The sequence below is a fragment of the Capnocytophaga bilenii genome (genome assembly GCF_017565765.1).
Lineage (GTDB): Bacteria > Bacteroidota > Bacteroidia > Flavobacteriales > Flavobacteriaceae > Capnocytophaga > Capnocytophaga bilenii.
The window spans coordinates 320,787-335,984 of the sequence record NZ_JAGDYP010000003.1; the positions used below are offsets into that span (position 1 = coordinate 320,787).

Sequence of the window (15,198 nt, forward strand, 5' to 3'; positions counted from 1 at the left end):
TCAGTTTTTAGATGCCAAGATTGATAGTAAAGGTATATTGTGCTGTGATAGGGTAAGCTACCCCGCCTGAACGGAAGAACTCTGGATCTTGACCGTTTAAGTTTTTATCAGCATAGATAAGGAACGGATTGGCACTTTGCAAGCGCAAAGTTAGATTGCTTATCTTTAGGTCGTCAAGCACATCTTTAGGGAAGTTGTAGCTTAAGCCTATACTCTTCATACGTACAAACGATCCATCTACTATGCGAGCATCAGAATAGTTATAAGTGTTGTATACTCGTTGCAAGGTAAATGAGCGCATTTCATATACAGTTCTTCGTGAGGGTATAGAAGGTATCTGCGTAGTAGCTTCATCTCCTGGGTTCACCCAACGATTCTTCATTTCTCTTGGGAATACACTCAAATCACTATATCCTACTGAATATTCAGGCGATTTACGTATTTTGTTACCTGCTTGCCAAGTGATGAGGAAACTAAGTTCCCAGTTTTTATACTTAAAGGTGTTAGAAAAACCTCCTGTGATGTTAGGTTCTACCCCTCCTTCTTTCTTCAAGTATTCCAAGATACCTTCAGTTTCTTGAAAATCTATACCACTATAGTCGCGAGAACCATCTTTAAGGTTGAATAGCGGTAACCCTTTACCACTAAGCCCTGCAAACTGATAGGAATAAATCGTATTGCGTTGTCCGCCTACTACGTTACCACCCACTTCGCGTATTAGGTTGAAGGCATTAGGTGTATAAGTAAGCTTAGTGATCTCTTGGTCAAAGTATGCAAAGTTGAAACCTGTATTCCAGCTAAAGTTAGGGTTCGTTTCATCTTTTACAATGTTACGAGTTTCTATAGCCACTTCCACCCCTTTGGTAACCATCGAAGCGTTGTTAGCCAATTTGATGTGCTCACCACCTATACCCGAAGTACGAACATAGTCTATCAAATCTTTTGAGTTCTTTTGGTACAAGTCAGCCGATAAGTTCGCACGGTTTTTAAACAAGCCAAGTTCAAACCCAAAATTTGTTTCATATACCTTTTCCCAAGTAAGGTCTGAATTTTGTAGCGCACGTATGTAAATCATACTTTCGCGGTCTTCAGGCAAATAGCGGTTAGTGATATCATTGCCATAGATAGCCACTGCATTACTTGCGTTTGCCAAGCCTGCTATCAAGCCGTAGCTCGCACGTAGCGCAAGGTTAGATATGTATTTGTTTCCGTCTAAGAATTTTTCTTTGTTCGCATTCCAGCGTCCACTCACGTTCCAAGTAGGCAACCAGCGTGATGAACGAGCTTTACCCAATTGGTTACTACCTTCATAGTTAAGCGTTCCCGATAGCACATAGCGGTCGTCATAAGTATAAGCCGCTTGTGAGAAGAAAGCTATACCGCGTTCTTTGTAAAAACTCTTGCCAAAATAAGGCGCATTCTCTTGTATAGTCTTTTGTACAGCACGATAGTCGGTAAAAGCAGTACCTCCTTTTTTAAACTGGTAACCATAACCGTAGAAGAATGAGTTATCACGATCAGTATGACGGAACTCCTGTCCTAAGAACAAGCGTACATCGTGTACCTTATTAAACAAATTTTTATACTCAAGAGCATTGCGCAAGTAGTAGCTTTGCAAGTTGTTTTCAGTAAGTTTAAAGATACCTCCATTGGCAAGTACTACTTCAGGCAAATTATCAGGGTTTTTAGGATCTTTAAACAAGAAAGGGTTTGCGTTAGCCACTATAGTAGTTTCATTAGCACGATAAGCCCCCACTATGTTTGATTTTTCAGTCATAGTGTGTTCATTGCTACTCTTTACGTGGCGCAATGACCCCAAAAAGTTATATTTTAGCCCTTTAGCCAATTTTATTTCCATATCACCTTGCAACTTATACTCCAGCATATTCACATCCATATAGTTGTTAGCCAGCTCGTGCAAGATGTTCATAGGTGCATAGTTATAACGATAGTACTCCAAGTTACCATTCTCGTCATAAGGGCGAAGCGTACGGCTGGTATTAAGCGCATAGCTAAATGGGTTGATGTCAAAATCACGCTCATAACCACCATTTACAGGGTTTGAAGTACGGTTGTAAGTACCAGGTGCTTTTTGCGCACGCAATGACCCCTGTGCCAAGATGCCCAATTTCACCTTGCTTGATAAGTCGTAAGACGATTTAATGTTACCTGTTACACGATGCACACGATCAGCTATACTCCATCCTGGGTCTACGTAAAAACCTAACGAACCATAAGTACTAGAGTTTTCACTACCCCCTGAAAGGCTCACAGTATGGTTTTGTGTAAGCGAAGGGCGGAACAAAGTTTTAAACCAGTCAGTATTAGCATATTCGTATTTGCGTAAGAAAGCAAGTTTAGCGCGTTCTGTATTTTCAAGCCCAAATCTACCAGTATTAGGGTCGTAGCTATCTATAGCGCGATACATCATATTATATACCCCACCATAACGAGCTTGAGTGTGTGATGATAGTGCAAAATACCCTTTTTGCTCCAACTCACGGTATACCGACATTGTTTCTTGAGAGTTCATTATATCAAATTGGCTGTAAGTAGGCACCATTCGTACCGACTCTTCCAATTGGTAGTTCAATTTAGTAGGCACATTGCGTTTGCCTCCTTTAGTAGTGATGATTACCGCACCGTTTAGCGCACGAGCACCATATAGTGATAGTGCCGAAGCATCTTTCAAGATTTCGATGCTTTCAATATCATTAGCATTAAGCCCTGATATCGCCGAACTCACCAAAGTAGAAGCGTCACCCGAAGCCAATTGCTCAAAGCTCAAGTTTACCACCTCTTCTTGTACAGCACCATCCACTACCCATAGCGGTTTGGTATCACCAAAGATAGATGAACCACCACGTATGGTGATTTTAGGCGAAGTACCAAATGTACCCGAAATGTTCTGTACATTCACCCCTGCAGCACGTCCTTCAATCATACGACCTACGTCCACCAAACCATCAATCTTAATTTCGTCAGCTTTCAAGGTTTGTACAGCCCCAGTAAGCTTTTGCTTGTCAATAGTTTGATAACCTGTAGCTACTACATCTACCCCATCAATTTGAGTTACATCATCTTTCAGGGTAACATTAATAACCGTTTGGTTACCAATTTTTTTCTCCACCGAGCGCATACCCAATAGCGAGAACACAAGCACAACGTCCTTGTCATCCGGTACCTTTATGGTATACTTCCCATTAAAGTCGGTAGCTACACCGTGATTCAAGGAGCCTTTTACCACGACAGTGGCAACAGCAAGGGGGTCACCAGTATCATCTTTTACCTCCCCTGTTATGGTACGATAATTCTGCGCATAAGCTCCTCCTACCAGCAGCAGAGACCATAACAAACAATACATAACTTTTTGTTTCATCGCTATTATTATTTATCTATTAACTGCCGCAAAGATTTAAAAAATAATTTATAAAAGCAAATAATTATTACTTTTTTTTCAATCACTACCGCAAAATAGCCAAAAAAACATTTTTGTATATAGATTTTGATAATAATGCAATGAAAAATATAAATAGTTGAAATTTATATAATATATTTCCTTTTAAATATCTATTTTTATCAATCAATATCTTAAAAATGTTATTATATTTTCAATAAAAACAGTTGCAAGGCAGTGTATAATCATAAGATACTTATAATCATACGATTAGCATAAATATAAACACGTAGATGTTCCTTTTGTGGCACACTTCTACCCTTCTAAAATTTAACATTCATTAACAGCCCTAAATACCCCTAAAAACACCTCAATTCAAAAGAGCGCCTATCACCTCAAAAACTATGCCAATACTATAAAATGTATATAAAATAATGAGCCGTTAGCCCATTGTTCAAAACATACCTTCCCCTTACCTTCCCCTTACCTTGAGCGAACATTGAGCGAAGGTTCAGCGAAGGATAAGTGAAGGAAAGTCGGCAACACAAATTTGCTAATTTGCTAATTACTTCTTACCTTTGCGCATTATTTTATAGTTCAAAGACCTTGTTTACATTCTCTAAAAACGAAAAGCTATGCAAGCGTGACCATATACAGCAGCTATTTTCAGCCCCCGATAGCCACACCATCTATCCCCTCAAGCTGCTTTATACCCCCATACACACGCTACAAGCACCTTATCAACTACTGGTAAGCGTGCCAAAACGCACATTCAAAAAAGCAGTACATCGCAACCGCCTAAAACGCCTCATTCGTGAAGCCTACAGGTTGCAAAAACACCACCTACCACACCCCACCACACCCTATGCCTTAGCAATCATATATATAGGTAAAGAACTCACCACCTACCAACACATCTACCACACCCTCACCCAACTGATTGAAAAACTAAACCCTAACATCAAAAACGATAAAATATGATAAATAACTTTAGCCTATCACTATTACCACCCCCAGCAGAAGTGGAAACACGCGAAATACTCAAACAACTAAACCTCTCGCATAGGCATTTGGCAGAACTCAAAGGAATTGTTAAAACCATTCCAAATGAGCAAATACTTATTAATACACTTTCACTTCAAGAAGCAAAAAGTAGTAGCGAAATCGAAAATATAGTTACTACTCACGATGACCTCTATAAAGAACATATTATGATAGAAACAAATCCTGCAAGCAAAGAAGTTGTTAATTATGCTAAAGGATTGAAAATGGGATTTGAAATTGTACGTAAAGAAAAACTCTTATTAAACAAACATATATTACTGATACAAGAACAATTAGAAGAAAATAAAGCAGGATTTAGAACGCAAGCAGGCACAAAACTCATCAACAGCAAAAAAGAGGTAGTATATACCCCACCACAAGATAAAAATGAAATCCTAAACCTAATGGCAAACTTAGAGCGATTCATCAACGACCCCAATTTCTCAGACCTCGACCCTCTAACTAAAATGGCAATTATACACTATCAATTTGAAAGTATACACCCTTTTTATGATGGGAACGGACGTACAGGGCGTATTATCAATATCTTGTATTTAGTATTAGAAGGATTGTTAGATCTTCCTGTACTATACCTCAGTAGGTATATTATTCAGTACAAAGACGATTATTACAAGGCATTGCAAGGGGTAAGAACTCACGGCGACTGGCAAACACTGATATTGTACCTACTAAAAGGAGTAGAAGTAACAGCTATTGAAACCATAAGTTTGGTAGAAAATATCAAAACACTAATGCAAAACACCAAACAACGCCTCCGTACAGAACTGCCAAAAATCTATAGCCAAGATCTACTAAACAACCTTTTTAAAAACCCATATACCAAAATAGAGTTTTTAGAAGCAGATTTGAATGTAACAAGACGTACAGCCCAAAATTATTTAGATGCTATTACCGAAATAGGACTTTTAGAAAAACTAAAAATAGGAAAAACAAACTATTATATAAATGAATTTCTAATAAAAGTGCTTATAGGAGAAAAAGTATAACGTGGAAAAAAAACGCTCTTTTTTTCTATACGCTATGCAACGTGGAAAAAAAAGACGTTTTTTTTCCACATTCGTAAATTATAAAGAAAAAACATACAAATTCCGAACTTACCTAATATAAAACTAAACCCTAACATAAGATGCAAAAATTAGTAATCTTCGCCTCAGGTTCAGGTTCCAATGCCGAGCGCATCGCTACCTATTTTGCCGAAAAAGGCACAGCACAAGTGCAAGCTATCCTTTGCAACAACCCACAAGCAGGCGTACTAGCACGCGCCAAACGCCTCGCTATTCCCTCAATAGTATTCGATAGGCAAGCATTCTATCATTCTGATATTGTACTCAATATCCTCAAAAGTTTGCAGCCTGATCTTATAGTATTGGCGGGCTTCCTCTGGAAAGTACCCCCCTACCTTACTGAGACATTCCCTGATAAGATTATCAACATACACCCTTCACTATTACCAAAATACGGAGGCAAAGGAATGTATGGCGCACACGTACACCAAGCAGTTATTGATAATCGCGAAACAGAAAGCGGCATCACTATCCACTATGTAAATGAGCATTACGACGAAGGAAATATCATTTTTCAAGCTAAAACAGAGGTACTCCCCACCGATACCCCCGACACTTTAGCAGAAAAAATACACCAATTAGAGTACCAACATTTTCCTGAAGTAATAAGCAAATTAGTAAATTAGCAAATGAGAAAATCAGCCAATTTGCTAATTTTCAAATTTGCTAATTAAAAAGTTATGTTTTTTGAAGATTGGAAAAATAAAGAGAAGATGGAAATATCCCCCTCGTTATTGTGGGACTATGACCTCGACACCTTCGATTGGGAGAAAGGTAAAAAAATAGTGGTGCAAAGAGTTATAGAACGAGGTTGGGATACTGACTTTTATGCAGCTATCCAGAAGTATAATGGGCTTGAAAATTTTATAGAAATTATCAAGCAGGTTCCTTTTTTGAATGAAATAGATATGAATTTTGTATCTAAAATCTTTGATATAGATTTAAACGAATTGCAATGTTACAAGAACAAACAATCCCGAAAGAGACTAGAATAAATTAGCTAATTTGTCGATTTGACAATTAGTTGATAAGAAATGTTTTTTGAAGATTGGAGAAATAAAGAGAAGATGGAAATATTCAACGTTACGATTTGATAAAAGATAAAATAGAGATACTTTTCAATACTGCCCCTTATAGGTCTGTAGTAAAAGACAGTAAAGGCAATATTTATATGAATTTATGTAATAACGAAAGAGAACTTCTATCCATTATCCGTAAAATAGCACCCGATGGCACTTATAAAGATTATGATTTAAGTCCTTTCAATATAAAATTTGACAATCTTAAGCTTTCTAAAGATGAAAAACATCTCTTTTTAATGGATTGTTACGAAAAAACAAATACTTTTTGTGAGTTTTCATTAGAGAACAATGAGATAGCAAGCAAATTCACATTCCCAGAAAACGAAAGACTCTTAATGTTCTTTGAGCAACAACAGCTTATACTCACTAAAGAAAAAGATAGCTTTCAAATGAATTTTATTGGTAGAAAAATAATTAAAGAATGAAATTATTCAAGCAAAAAACGTGGCAGTTTGAAACCTCGGGAGTAGAAGGCGAGGTAAAACTCTTTGGCGTAAATATATTTGATTACAAATGGCAAGAAACGGGAGAATATGTAAAAGTAACAGACCCTCTCTACCACGCCGAAAAATCTTTTACCCTTTATGAAGTAGTGATAAACGGCGAGACACACAGCTTTGTAGCAGGAGAGTTTAGCAATATGATATGGGGCTTTTATTTATTGAAATATTAATATGGAAAACATTAAAAAACTATACAATCTCACACCAAAGAACTGCAAGGGCTTCTCGCAAGCACAGTTGTTAAAAGCCGAAAAACGCTTACACATCACTTTGCCTGAGGAGTTCCGAGCGTATTATTTACAGTTAGGGGCAACCAAAAGTATAAACCAATCCTATAACTCGTTGGCAACACCTCTGCAAATGTATTTTGCAGGCGATTACTTATGCTTTTGTGAAGAAAACCAAGGAGTAGTGATGTGGGCTATCCGCAAAGAAGATTTAACCAACCCCAACCCTCCCGTTTGGGGTAATTACGGCTCCGAAACCGACCCCAATTGGATACAAGAAACTCAAAGTCTCTCCGACTTTTGGCTGTACATAGCTATTTACAACGGTGTGATGGGAGGCTTGCGTTACAATGCTAATGCAATGGGCGGTTGGAAAATGGAAGACTTTGAAGTACCCACAGGAGCAGTTGCCCATATAGAAAAACAATATACCGAACTCACCTCTCTCAGTTGGGAAGGACAACGCACCTTTACCGATACCGATTTTCAAATAGTCATTACCCTTGCCATACATCAAGACTCAAACCGAGCCACTGCTATTTTTACAGGTAGCACTCAACAAAAGTTATTTGATACTCTTTTAGACGCTATGGAAAACTTTGGCTTAGAATGGGATTACACTTCCTATGATGATGACGATGATTTTCAAGAAGTCTCAGAAGCTGAATAAATGAATTAAAAGCCAAAGGCTTATGCAAGTTCCACTAATAACTGCATTTTTGGCAACAATTATCCTCAATAGGGGGCTTCACCGATACTTGTTTAAAAGATGGTGGACTTTACCACGCAAATAGCTTTATAAGCCCTCTAAATATTAACAATATGACCTAAACGGTAAAAAAATATATCAAAAAAACTCTATCAGTTGGAGAAAAAGGCGATTTGTCGATTTGCCGATTTGTCGATGAGAAGATTAAAAAAAAGAATAAAAAACACTGTTTTAAGACGCTGTTGAAGGCTGATAAAACAGTGTTTTTTTGTGTTAGTAGTGATGAAATCTTCTGTTGATGAGGGTTTTAATTTCTTTTCAAACATTGTTTTAAAATATATGTAAAAATAAATTTATTAATAATTAAAATTATATTTTAGGTTTATATAAAAATATTTTATACCTTTGCCCACTCAAATAACAAAACTATGAATTACAAAGTATTTATTTTATCAGTAGTGGGCAGTCTGAGTTTGATTGCTTGTAAAAAAGAAAAAGATGAGGCAGAACCCTTGTCTGTTACTAATGATGTAAAGATGCTAAATGCTACATCGTATGAAAAATGGGTGTATTACTCGCTTGAAAAAGGTGCTATTGTAGAGGTGAGTTCGCCTGAAACTGACCTTACGTGGGATATAGCTTTCCAACGTTGGTATGTGAAAACCAATAGCGGTACCTCCGGCAAAGGAAAGGGGGGTGCTATTAACACTAAAAAAACAGATTGGAACAAGGTAATTATAGCCCCTCCGACAGGCTATAAAGTAGATGCGATAGGAACGCTAAACGGTTGGGACGTAGTAAAAAACGTCGAAACTAAAAAAGAAGGTACTTTTTCTCAAGAGGCTTCGCTTTATGTAACCTATATCAGTGGAGGGAAATACAAAAATAGAAATGAGGTTTACTTGCTGAAAACAGCTAAAGGTAAGTTTGTGAAAATACAGTTTTATGACTATGTGAATGAAAAACTAAAAGGAGGCTATCCTAGTTTTAGATATAAATTAAGTGATAATGAAAATTTTTAATGCAAAAATGAGGTATTTATGGATATTGCTAGCTCTGCTGGCTCAGCAGGCGATGGGACACGCTATTTGGATTGAAACCAACACAGAGGCAAAGATAGGCGATTGGCACGAGGTGCGCATTTTCTTCGGTGAACCGAATGAAACCAATAAGCCTACCCCTACTGCTAAATGGTACTCAGACTTGAATACGCTTTCACTTTCACTCATCTCTCCTTCGGGGAAAGAGACTGTTTTGGAAAAGAAGCAGTCAGAATGGTGTTATTACGCCCATTTTAAGGTAGAAGAAGAGGGCATTTACAAATTGAATATTAATCATTTGGTGGCTAAAGTATACAAACGGATGCGCTTGAGGTATCAGTCCGTTGCTTTTGTGAGTACAAAACCGCTGACTGAAACGGTTGTCTTGGGTGATAAATCGTTTTTTAGATTGGGGGTGGCTCCCGCTAAAGGAGACGAGCAGGAGTATAGAGCCTTCTACAAAAAAAGAGGACTAAAGAAAGAGAAAGTTACCTTTGATTTTTCAGTAAATAAAAGTATTACCGGTATTACTGACAAGGAAGGTGTTTTGACCTTTCAGACAGAAATGCCTAATAAATATATACTGAACCTTGCTAAGCAAAAGAAAAATAGAGGTAAGCACAATGGTAAAAAACATCTTTTTGATTATATTTGGCTGACTTACTTATGCGCTAATAAAGAAATTATAGAGCAAAATAAGTTTTGATTTGCTAATTAGCTAATTTGCCAATTTGGCGATTTTGAAATTTGTTAATTAATTTTTTTTGCTGTTTCAAAAAAAAGTTGTACTTTTGCGCCCTAAAAATAGGAGTGCCCCATCATAAGCACTCCAAAATAAAGGAATGTTTAATTTATAAAAATTGCAACGAAGTGGACACACTAAGCTACAAAACAGTTTCAGCCAACAAAGCTACTGTTACTAAACAGTGGGTAATTGTTGATGCTGACGGACAAACTTTAGGTCGTCTTGCCTCTAAAGTGGCTAAATTGCTACGTGGTAAGTACAAGCCTAACTTTACACCCCACGTAGATTGTGGCGATAACGTAATCGTTATCAATGCCGAAAAAATTAACCTTACAGGTAACAAATGGGAAGACAAAACTTATCTTCGCCACACAGGTTACCCAGGAGGACAACGCACTGTGGGAGTGAAACAACTATTGGCAAAACACCCAGAACGCATCATCGAAAAAGCTGTAAAAGGGATGCTTCCTAAAACTAGATTGGGTGCAGCAGTTTTACGTAATTTGAAAGTGTATGTAGGTACTGAGCATAAACACGAAGCACAACAACCTACTGCCATTAACTTAAACGATCTCAAATAATGGAAGTAATTCACACTATCGGTAGACGAAAAACCGCCGTAGCGCGTATCTACCTAAAACCTGGTAATGGTTCTATCAGCGTAAATAAACGCGACCTTAATAACTATTTTACTACCGCTACTTTGCAATACAAAGTAAAACAACCTCTTGCACTACTTGGCGCTGAGGCTGCTTACGATGTGAAAGTAAACGTATATGGTGGAGGTATCACAGGGCAAGCTGAAGCTATCCGTTTGGCTATCGCTCGCGCTCTTTGCCAAGTAGATGTAGAAAACAGAGCTGTATTGAAACCCGAAGGGTTCCTTACTCGCGACCCTCGTATGGTAGAACGTAAAAAATTCGGTCAGAAAAAAGCACGTAAGAGATTCCAATTCTCTAAACGTTAGAATAATTATGAATTTTGAGTTCTTAATTCAAAATTTAAAATTCAAAATTAAATTTGCTCCTTAGTTTAGCATCCAAATAGCTCAGGCGGCAAAAGCCTCTCCAAGCTATTGCTAACTTTTTAGGAACGTAAACTATTTAAAAAAAATGGCAAATAACATAGAAATTAAAGAATTATTAGATGCAGGTGTACACTTCGGTCACCTTACCCGTAAGTGGAACCCTAATATGGCACCTTACATCTATATGGAACGCAACGGTATCCACGTAATCAACTTGTACAAAACCGCTGCAAAAATTGAAGAGGCTACCGAAGCCCTCAAAAAAATCGTAGCTTCAGGCAAAAAAGTACTATTCGTAGCGACTAAAAAACAAGCTAAAGATGTAGTTGCCGAAAAAGCTAAATCAGTAAAAATGCCTTATATTACAGAACGTTGGCCTGGTGGTATGCTTACCAACTTCGTTACTATCCGTAAGGCAGTTAAAAAAATGTCATCTATTGACAAAATGAAGAAAGACGGTACTTTCGATACCCTTTCAAAACGTGAAAAACTACACGTAGAACGTATGCGCGAAAAACTTGAGAAAAACTTAGGTTCTATCGCCGATATGCAACGTTTGCCAGCTGCTCTTTTTGTAGTAGATACACTTCGTGAGCACATCGCTGTAAAAGAAGCTCAAAAATTAAACATTCCTATTTTCGCTATGGTTGATACAAACTCTGACCCTCGCGAAGTTGACTTCCCTATCCCTGCTAACGATGACGCTTCAAAATCAATCGAAAAAGTACTTTCATACTTCACCGAAGCTATCAATGAAGGTCTTGCAAGCAGAACAGCTGAAGCTAACAAAGAAAATAACTCTAATGAATAATTAATACAATGATTAATGATTAATGTAAAAGTTGAATAATACAATTCATCAGCATTAATCATTAATCATTAAACACTAAACATTAATAAAAATGGCAAATATTACCGCCGCAGAAGTAAATAAATTAAGACAAGCCACAGGTGCTGGTATGATGGACTGTAAAGCAGCCCTTATAGAAGCAGAAGGCGATTTTGATAAAGCAATTGAAGTATTGCGCAAAAAAGGTCAGAAAGTAGCAGCTAAACGTGCCGACCGCGACTCTAGCGAAGGGGCTGTTATAGCTAAAGTAAATGGTAATAATACTGTAGGTGCTATCATTTCTCTTAACTGCGAAACCGACTTCGTAGCTAAAAACGCTGACTTCGTAGCATTTGCTAAAGATTTGGCTGAACTTGCGCTTGGCGTAAACAGCAAAGAAGATTTATTAGCTGCAAATTACAAAGGATTATCAGTAGCCGAAAAACTTACTGAACAAACAGGGGTTATTGGTGAGAAAATTGAAATCGGTGCTTTTGAAAAATTAGAAGCTCCTTTTGTGGCTTCTTATATACATAATGGTAACAAAATTGCTGCTATTGTAGGACTTTCATCTGCTATAGCTGATGCTGCTGAAGTAGGTAAAAACTTAGCAATGCAGGTTGCTGCTATGGGTGCTGAAAAACTTTCTTACAAAGAATTTTCAGCTGAATACATCGCTAAAGAAACTGAAGCGCGTATCGCTATCATTGAAAAAGAAAACGAAGAACTACACCGTTTGGGCAAACCGCTAAAACACGTACCTCAATACGTATCACAAGCTCAGCTTACTCCTGAAGTATTGGCTAAAGCTGAAGCAGATGCTAAAGCTGAACTAAAAGCTGAAGGCAAACCAGAACAAATTTGGGATAAAATCCTTCCTGGTAAAGTTCAACGTTTCATCAGCGACAACACTACCCTCGACCAAGAAAAAGCACTGCTTGACCAAGTGTATATCTATGACGAAAGCAAAAAAGTGTCAGATTTTGTAAAATCTAAAAATGTAGAAGTTGTAGCTTTCAAGCGTGTAGCATTATAGTATAATACTATTTTAAATAGGTGTTATAATTTTTTCATAACTATAACTATTTTGAGGCTGTCCTTTTGGGGGCAGCCTCTTTGGTTTATACATTATTCTATTTCTAAAGGTTCAAAAGTGGGTGGTAAAGCCTCGTTGTAGTATTTGAGAATGTTTTTAAAGGAAGTAGGGTGGGTGAGGGTTTCTATAAACTCACTAAAGTTATTTCCTACAAAATAGATACCTATAGGAAAACACGCCAAATAAATAGGGCATTCACCATCGGCAGTGGGGTGTTCGCTATCCCAAAATACTACTTCACCATTTTCGCCAAATAAAAAAGGCTCGGCATTGGCAATAAGCCTATAATTTACAGGATCGTGTAGTAGCTTAGGAGGGGCGGGATTTGTTAGGTAGGATTGAAAAATACTCTTTAAATACGCATTTTGCTCTTCCAAAGTATTAGTATAATTACTTTCGCCCATAGGGATATAAGTAAAAAAAAGTTCAAGGAGGCGCCCGTAGCCTAATTCAAATGAAAATTGCTGATACGAGGGTGGAATGAGAAAATCGCCCAGCCTTACAATACGCTGCTTATTCAGCGTGAGTACGGGTGTTTTTACGTCTAAAATTTCTGAATACACTGTCTTATTTTTTGTGGCAAAATTACGAAAAGTTTTTCATATATGCTGTTATAGCAGTTTTTTATTTTCGTGCTTTTACCCTTATATTCTTATACTTACGTTAATATTTTGCTTTTTTTGTATTTTTTATTTGTAGGATATAAAAATATTGATTACCTTTGTGCTTCAATAACGAATTGAGGTTAATAATCAAACATTTTTATAAACATTTTTATTACTATGGATGTAAATAAAATTATGAGCTCTTTAGAGGCTAAACACCCTGGAGAGAAAGAGTATTTGCAGGCAGTGCACGAGGTACTTGAATCTGTGCAAGAGGTTTACAACCAACACCCAGAATTTGCCAAAGCTAAAATTATTGAACGTATTGTTGAGCCTGATCGTATCTTCACTTTCCGTGTAGATTGGGTGGATGATAAAGGCGAAGTACAAACCAACTTGGGCTACCGTGTACAATTTAATGCTGCTATAGGCCCTTACAAAGGAGGTATTCGTTTTCACAAAGCGGTAAACCCTTCAATGCTTAAGTTCTTAGGCTTTGAACAAACTTTCAAAAATGCGCTTACTACCCTACCTATGGGGGGGGCTAAAGGAGGTTCAGACTTTGACCCTACCGGTAAATCGGATGCTGAAATTATGCGTTTTTGCCAAGCGTTTATGCTTGAACTTTGGCAACATATAGGTCCTGATACTGATGTACCTGCAGGAGATGTGGGTGTAGGCGGTCGCGAAATAGGCTATATGTACGGAATGTACAAAAAATTGGCTCGCGAGTACAATACAGGGGTACTTACAGGAAAGGGTATTAACTGGGGTGGTTCTCTTATCCGCCCTGAAGCTACAGGTTATGGGGCACTTTACTTCGTAGACCATATGCTTAAAAAACTTGGCAAAGACCTTAAAGGACAACGTGTGGTAGTATCTGGCTTTGGTAATGTAGCTTGGGGTGCATCGCAAAAAGCTACTCAATTAGGGGCTAAAGTGATTGGTTTATCAGGGCCTGATGGTTGTGTAGAAGTGCCAGGAGGTATGACTCACGAAATGATTGATTACTTATTGGAGCTTCGCGCTTCTAACCGCAATATCGTGGCTCCTTTTGCTGAAAAATTTGCTAAAGAAAGTAAATTTACCGCTGGCAAAAAAGCGTGGGTAATCCCTTGTGATATTGCGTTGCCTTGTGCTTTCCAAAATGAATTGAACGAAGAAGATGCTAAAATGCTTATAGCTAACGGTGTGAAATTGGTAGCTGAAGTATCGAATATGGGTTGTACTCCGGAAGCCATCAAGGCTTTCCAAGATGCTAAATTACCATTTGCCCCAGGTAAAGCGGTGAATGCAGGAGGGGTAGCTACTTCTGGTCTTGAAATGACCCAAAATGCGGCACACCTTGCGTGGAGAGCTGAAGAAGTAGATGCTAAATTACACCATATTATGGAGTCTATCCATAACGCTTGTTTAAAATACGGACAAGAAGAAGGTTATATTAACTACGTGAAAGGTGCTAACATAGCGGGCTTTATGAAAGTAGCGCACGCTATGCTTGACCAAGGTGTGGTATAATTACAAAAGACAAACAATAAATATAAAGAGCTGCTTCTGCAAAATGAAGCGGCTCTTTTTGGTTTTAGCACTCCCACTTGTTTCACCAATTTGCTTCCCATTCGGCTTGCCTTCCACAAAATCCTCCAAAAAACTTTCATTTATTTACTATTGATAATCAGTATTTTACAAATAATGAGTAAAAAAACTTAAAAAAAACTTGGTAAAAAATTTGGAGAATTAAAAAAACGCCGTACCTTTGCACCCGCAAATGAGACGATAGGCGCTCAGGAGCGAATAAGAAACAACACG

At 37.8% G+C, this 15,198-nt stretch carries 16 protein-coding genes; 14 read left to right on the forward strand and 2 right to left on the reverse strand.

All coding sequences use genetic code 11. From position 1 onward, the window contains the following. Positions 1–7: 7 nt before the first annotated feature. Positions 8–3,379: a SusC/RagA family TonB-linked outer membrane protein gene (locus tag J4N46_RS05880; protein WP_208058522.1), complete on the reverse strand. Its 3,372-nt coding sequence runs from the start codon at positions 3,377–3,379 to the stop codon at positions 8–10. 624 nt (positions 3,380–4,003) lie between these two features. Here J4N46_RS05880 and rnpA point away from each other — a divergent pair. From rnpA to tsf, 13 genes are all read left to right on the forward strand, one after another. Then, complete coding sequence (rnpA, locus tag J4N46_RS05885; RefSeq protein ID WP_208058523.1) at positions 4,004–4,378, forward strand: ribonuclease P protein component; 375 nt, start codon at positions 4,004–4,006, stop codon at positions 4,376–4,378. Further along, positions 4,375–5,448, forward strand: a complete 1,074-nt coding sequence (locus J4N46_RS05890; protein WP_208058524.1) for a Fic family protein — start codon at positions 4,375–4,377, stop codon at positions 5,446–5,448. Before rnpA ends, J4N46_RS05890 begins: the two co-directional genes overlap by 4 nt. Before the next feature lie 140 nt (positions 5,449–5,588). Then, on the forward strand, positions 5,589–6,152 hold the full coding sequence (gene purN / locus J4N46_RS05895) for a phosphoribosylglycinamide formyltransferase (RefSeq protein WP_208058525.1): 564 nt from the start codon (positions 5,589–5,591) through the stop codon (positions 6,150–6,152). 54 nt (positions 6,153–6,206) lie between these two features. After that, positions 6,207–6,521, forward strand: a complete 315-nt coding sequence (locus tag J4N46_RS05900) for a DUF6922 domain-containing protein (RefSeq protein ID WP_208058526.1) — start codon at positions 6,207–6,209, stop codon at positions 6,519–6,521. A 95-nt stretch (positions 6,522–6,616) separates the two neighbouring features. Further along, positions 6,617–7,033 (forward strand): hypothetical protein, encoded by a 417-nt coding sequence (locus J4N46_RS05905; protein WP_236013765.1) that lies wholly within the window; start codon positions 6,617–6,619, stop codon positions 7,031–7,033. After that, a complete protein-coding gene (locus tag J4N46_RS05910; protein WP_107782578.1) occupies positions 7,030–7,281 on the forward strand; it encodes a hypothetical protein in 252 nt (83 codons plus the stop codon). The genes J4N46_RS05905 and J4N46_RS05910 overlap by 4 nt, the downstream gene beginning before the upstream one ends. Before the next feature lies 1 nt (position 7,282). Next, positions 7,283–8,008, forward strand: a complete 726-nt coding sequence (locus tag J4N46_RS05915) for an SMI1/KNR4 family protein (RefSeq protein WP_208058527.1) — start codon at positions 7,283–7,285, stop codon at positions 8,006–8,008. Positions 8,009–8,475: 467 nt separating this feature from the next. Further along, positions 8,476–9,069, forward strand: a complete 594-nt coding sequence (locus J4N46_RS05920; RefSeq protein ID WP_009751356.1) for an HmuY family protein — start codon at positions 8,476–8,478, stop codon at positions 9,067–9,069. Continuing rightward, positions 9,056–9,793 carry a hypothetical protein gene (locus tag J4N46_RS05925; protein WP_208058528.1) on the forward strand — a complete coding sequence of 246 codons (738 nt, stop codon included), beginning with the start codon at positions 9,056–9,058 and terminating at the stop codon, positions 9,791–9,793. Before J4N46_RS05920 ends, J4N46_RS05925 begins: the two co-directional genes overlap by 14 nt. Positions 9,794–9,957: 164 nt before the next feature. Further along, positions 9,958–10,413, forward strand: a complete 456-nt coding sequence (rplM, locus tag J4N46_RS05930) for a 50S ribosomal protein L13 (protein ID WP_034556855.1) — start codon at positions 9,958–9,960, stop codon at positions 10,411–10,413. Further along, complete coding sequence (gene rpsI, locus J4N46_RS05935) at positions 10,413–10,799, forward strand: 30S ribosomal protein S9 (protein WP_208058529.1); 387 nt, start codon at positions 10,413–10,415, stop codon at positions 10,797–10,799. The genes rplM and rpsI overlap by 1 nt, the downstream gene beginning before the upstream one ends. 145 nt (positions 10,800–10,944) lie before the next feature. Beyond that, positions 10,945–11,670, forward strand: a complete 726-nt coding sequence (gene rpsB / locus J4N46_RS05940; protein ID WP_009415308.1) for a 30S ribosomal protein S2 — start codon at positions 10,945–10,947, stop codon at positions 11,668–11,670. 91 nt (positions 11,671–11,761) lie between these two features. Next, a complete protein-coding gene (tsf, locus tag J4N46_RS05945) occupies positions 11,762–12,724 on the forward strand; it encodes a translation elongation factor Ts (RefSeq protein WP_208058530.1) in 963 nt (320 codons plus the stop codon). Between the two features lie 92 nt (positions 12,725–12,816). Here tsf and J4N46_RS05950 read toward each other — a convergent pair whose 3' ends face one another. Beyond that, a complete protein-coding gene (locus J4N46_RS05950; protein WP_208058531.1) occupies positions 12,817–13,347 on the reverse strand; it encodes a hypothetical protein in 531 nt (176 codons plus the stop codon). Between the two features lie 219 nt (positions 13,348–13,566). Here J4N46_RS05950 and gdhA point away from each other — a divergent pair, with 219 nt between their 5' ends. Further along, positions 13,567–14,907, forward strand: coding sequence for an NADP-specific glutamate dehydrogenase (gene gdhA, locus J4N46_RS05955; RefSeq protein WP_208058532.1), 1,341 nt, complete (start codon positions 13,567–13,569; stop codon positions 14,905–14,907). Positions 14,908–15,198: the final 291 nt, after the last annotated feature.

What these genes read in the sequence shown, in the direction of transcription:
- J4N46_RS05920 (WP_009751356.1), top strand. Translation starts at nt 8,476, where the DNA reads ATGAATTACAAAGTATTTATTTTATCAGTAGTGGGCAGTCTGAGTTTG.
- J4N46_RS05900 (WP_208058526.1), top strand. Translation starts at nt 6,207, where the DNA reads ATGTTTTTTGAAGATTGGAAAAATAAAGAGAAGATGGAAATATCCCCC.
- J4N46_RS05890 (WP_208058524.1), top strand. Translation starts at nt 4,375, where the DNA reads ATGATAAATAACTTTAGCCTATCACTATTACCACCCCCAGCAGAAGTG.
- J4N46_RS05910 (WP_107782578.1), top strand. Translation starts at nt 7,030, where the DNA reads ATGAAATTATTCAAGCAAAAAACGTGGCAGTTTGAAACCTCGGGAGTA.
- tsf (WP_208058530.1), top strand. Translation starts at nt 11,762, where the DNA reads ATGGCAAATATTACCGCCGCAGAAGTAAATAAATTAAGACAAGCCACA.
- J4N46_RS05880 (WP_208058522.1), bottom strand. Translation starts at nt 3,379, where the DNA reads ATGAAACAAAAAGTTATGTATTGTTTGTTATGGTCTCTGCTGCTGGTA.
- purN (WP_208058525.1), top strand. Translation starts at nt 5,589, where the DNA reads ATGCAAAAATTAGTAATCTTCGCCTCAGGTTCAGGTTCCAATGCCGAG.
- J4N46_RS05925 (WP_208058528.1), top strand. Translation starts at nt 9,056, where the DNA reads ATGAAAATTTTTAATGCAAAAATGAGGTATTTATGGATATTGCTAGCT.
- rpsB (WP_009415308.1), top strand. Translation starts at nt 10,945, where the DNA reads ATGGCAAATAACATAGAAATTAAAGAATTATTAGATGCAGGTGTACAC.
- gdhA (WP_208058532.1), top strand. Translation starts at nt 13,567, where the DNA reads ATGGATGTAAATAAAATTATGAGCTCTTTAGAGGCTAAACACCCTGGA.
- rpsI (WP_208058529.1), top strand. Translation starts at nt 10,413, where the DNA reads ATGGAAGTAATTCACACTATCGGTAGACGAAAAACCGCCGTAGCGCGT.
- J4N46_RS05915 (WP_208058527.1), top strand. Translation starts at nt 7,283, where the DNA reads ATGGAAAACATTAAAAAACTATACAATCTCACACCAAAGAACTGCAAG.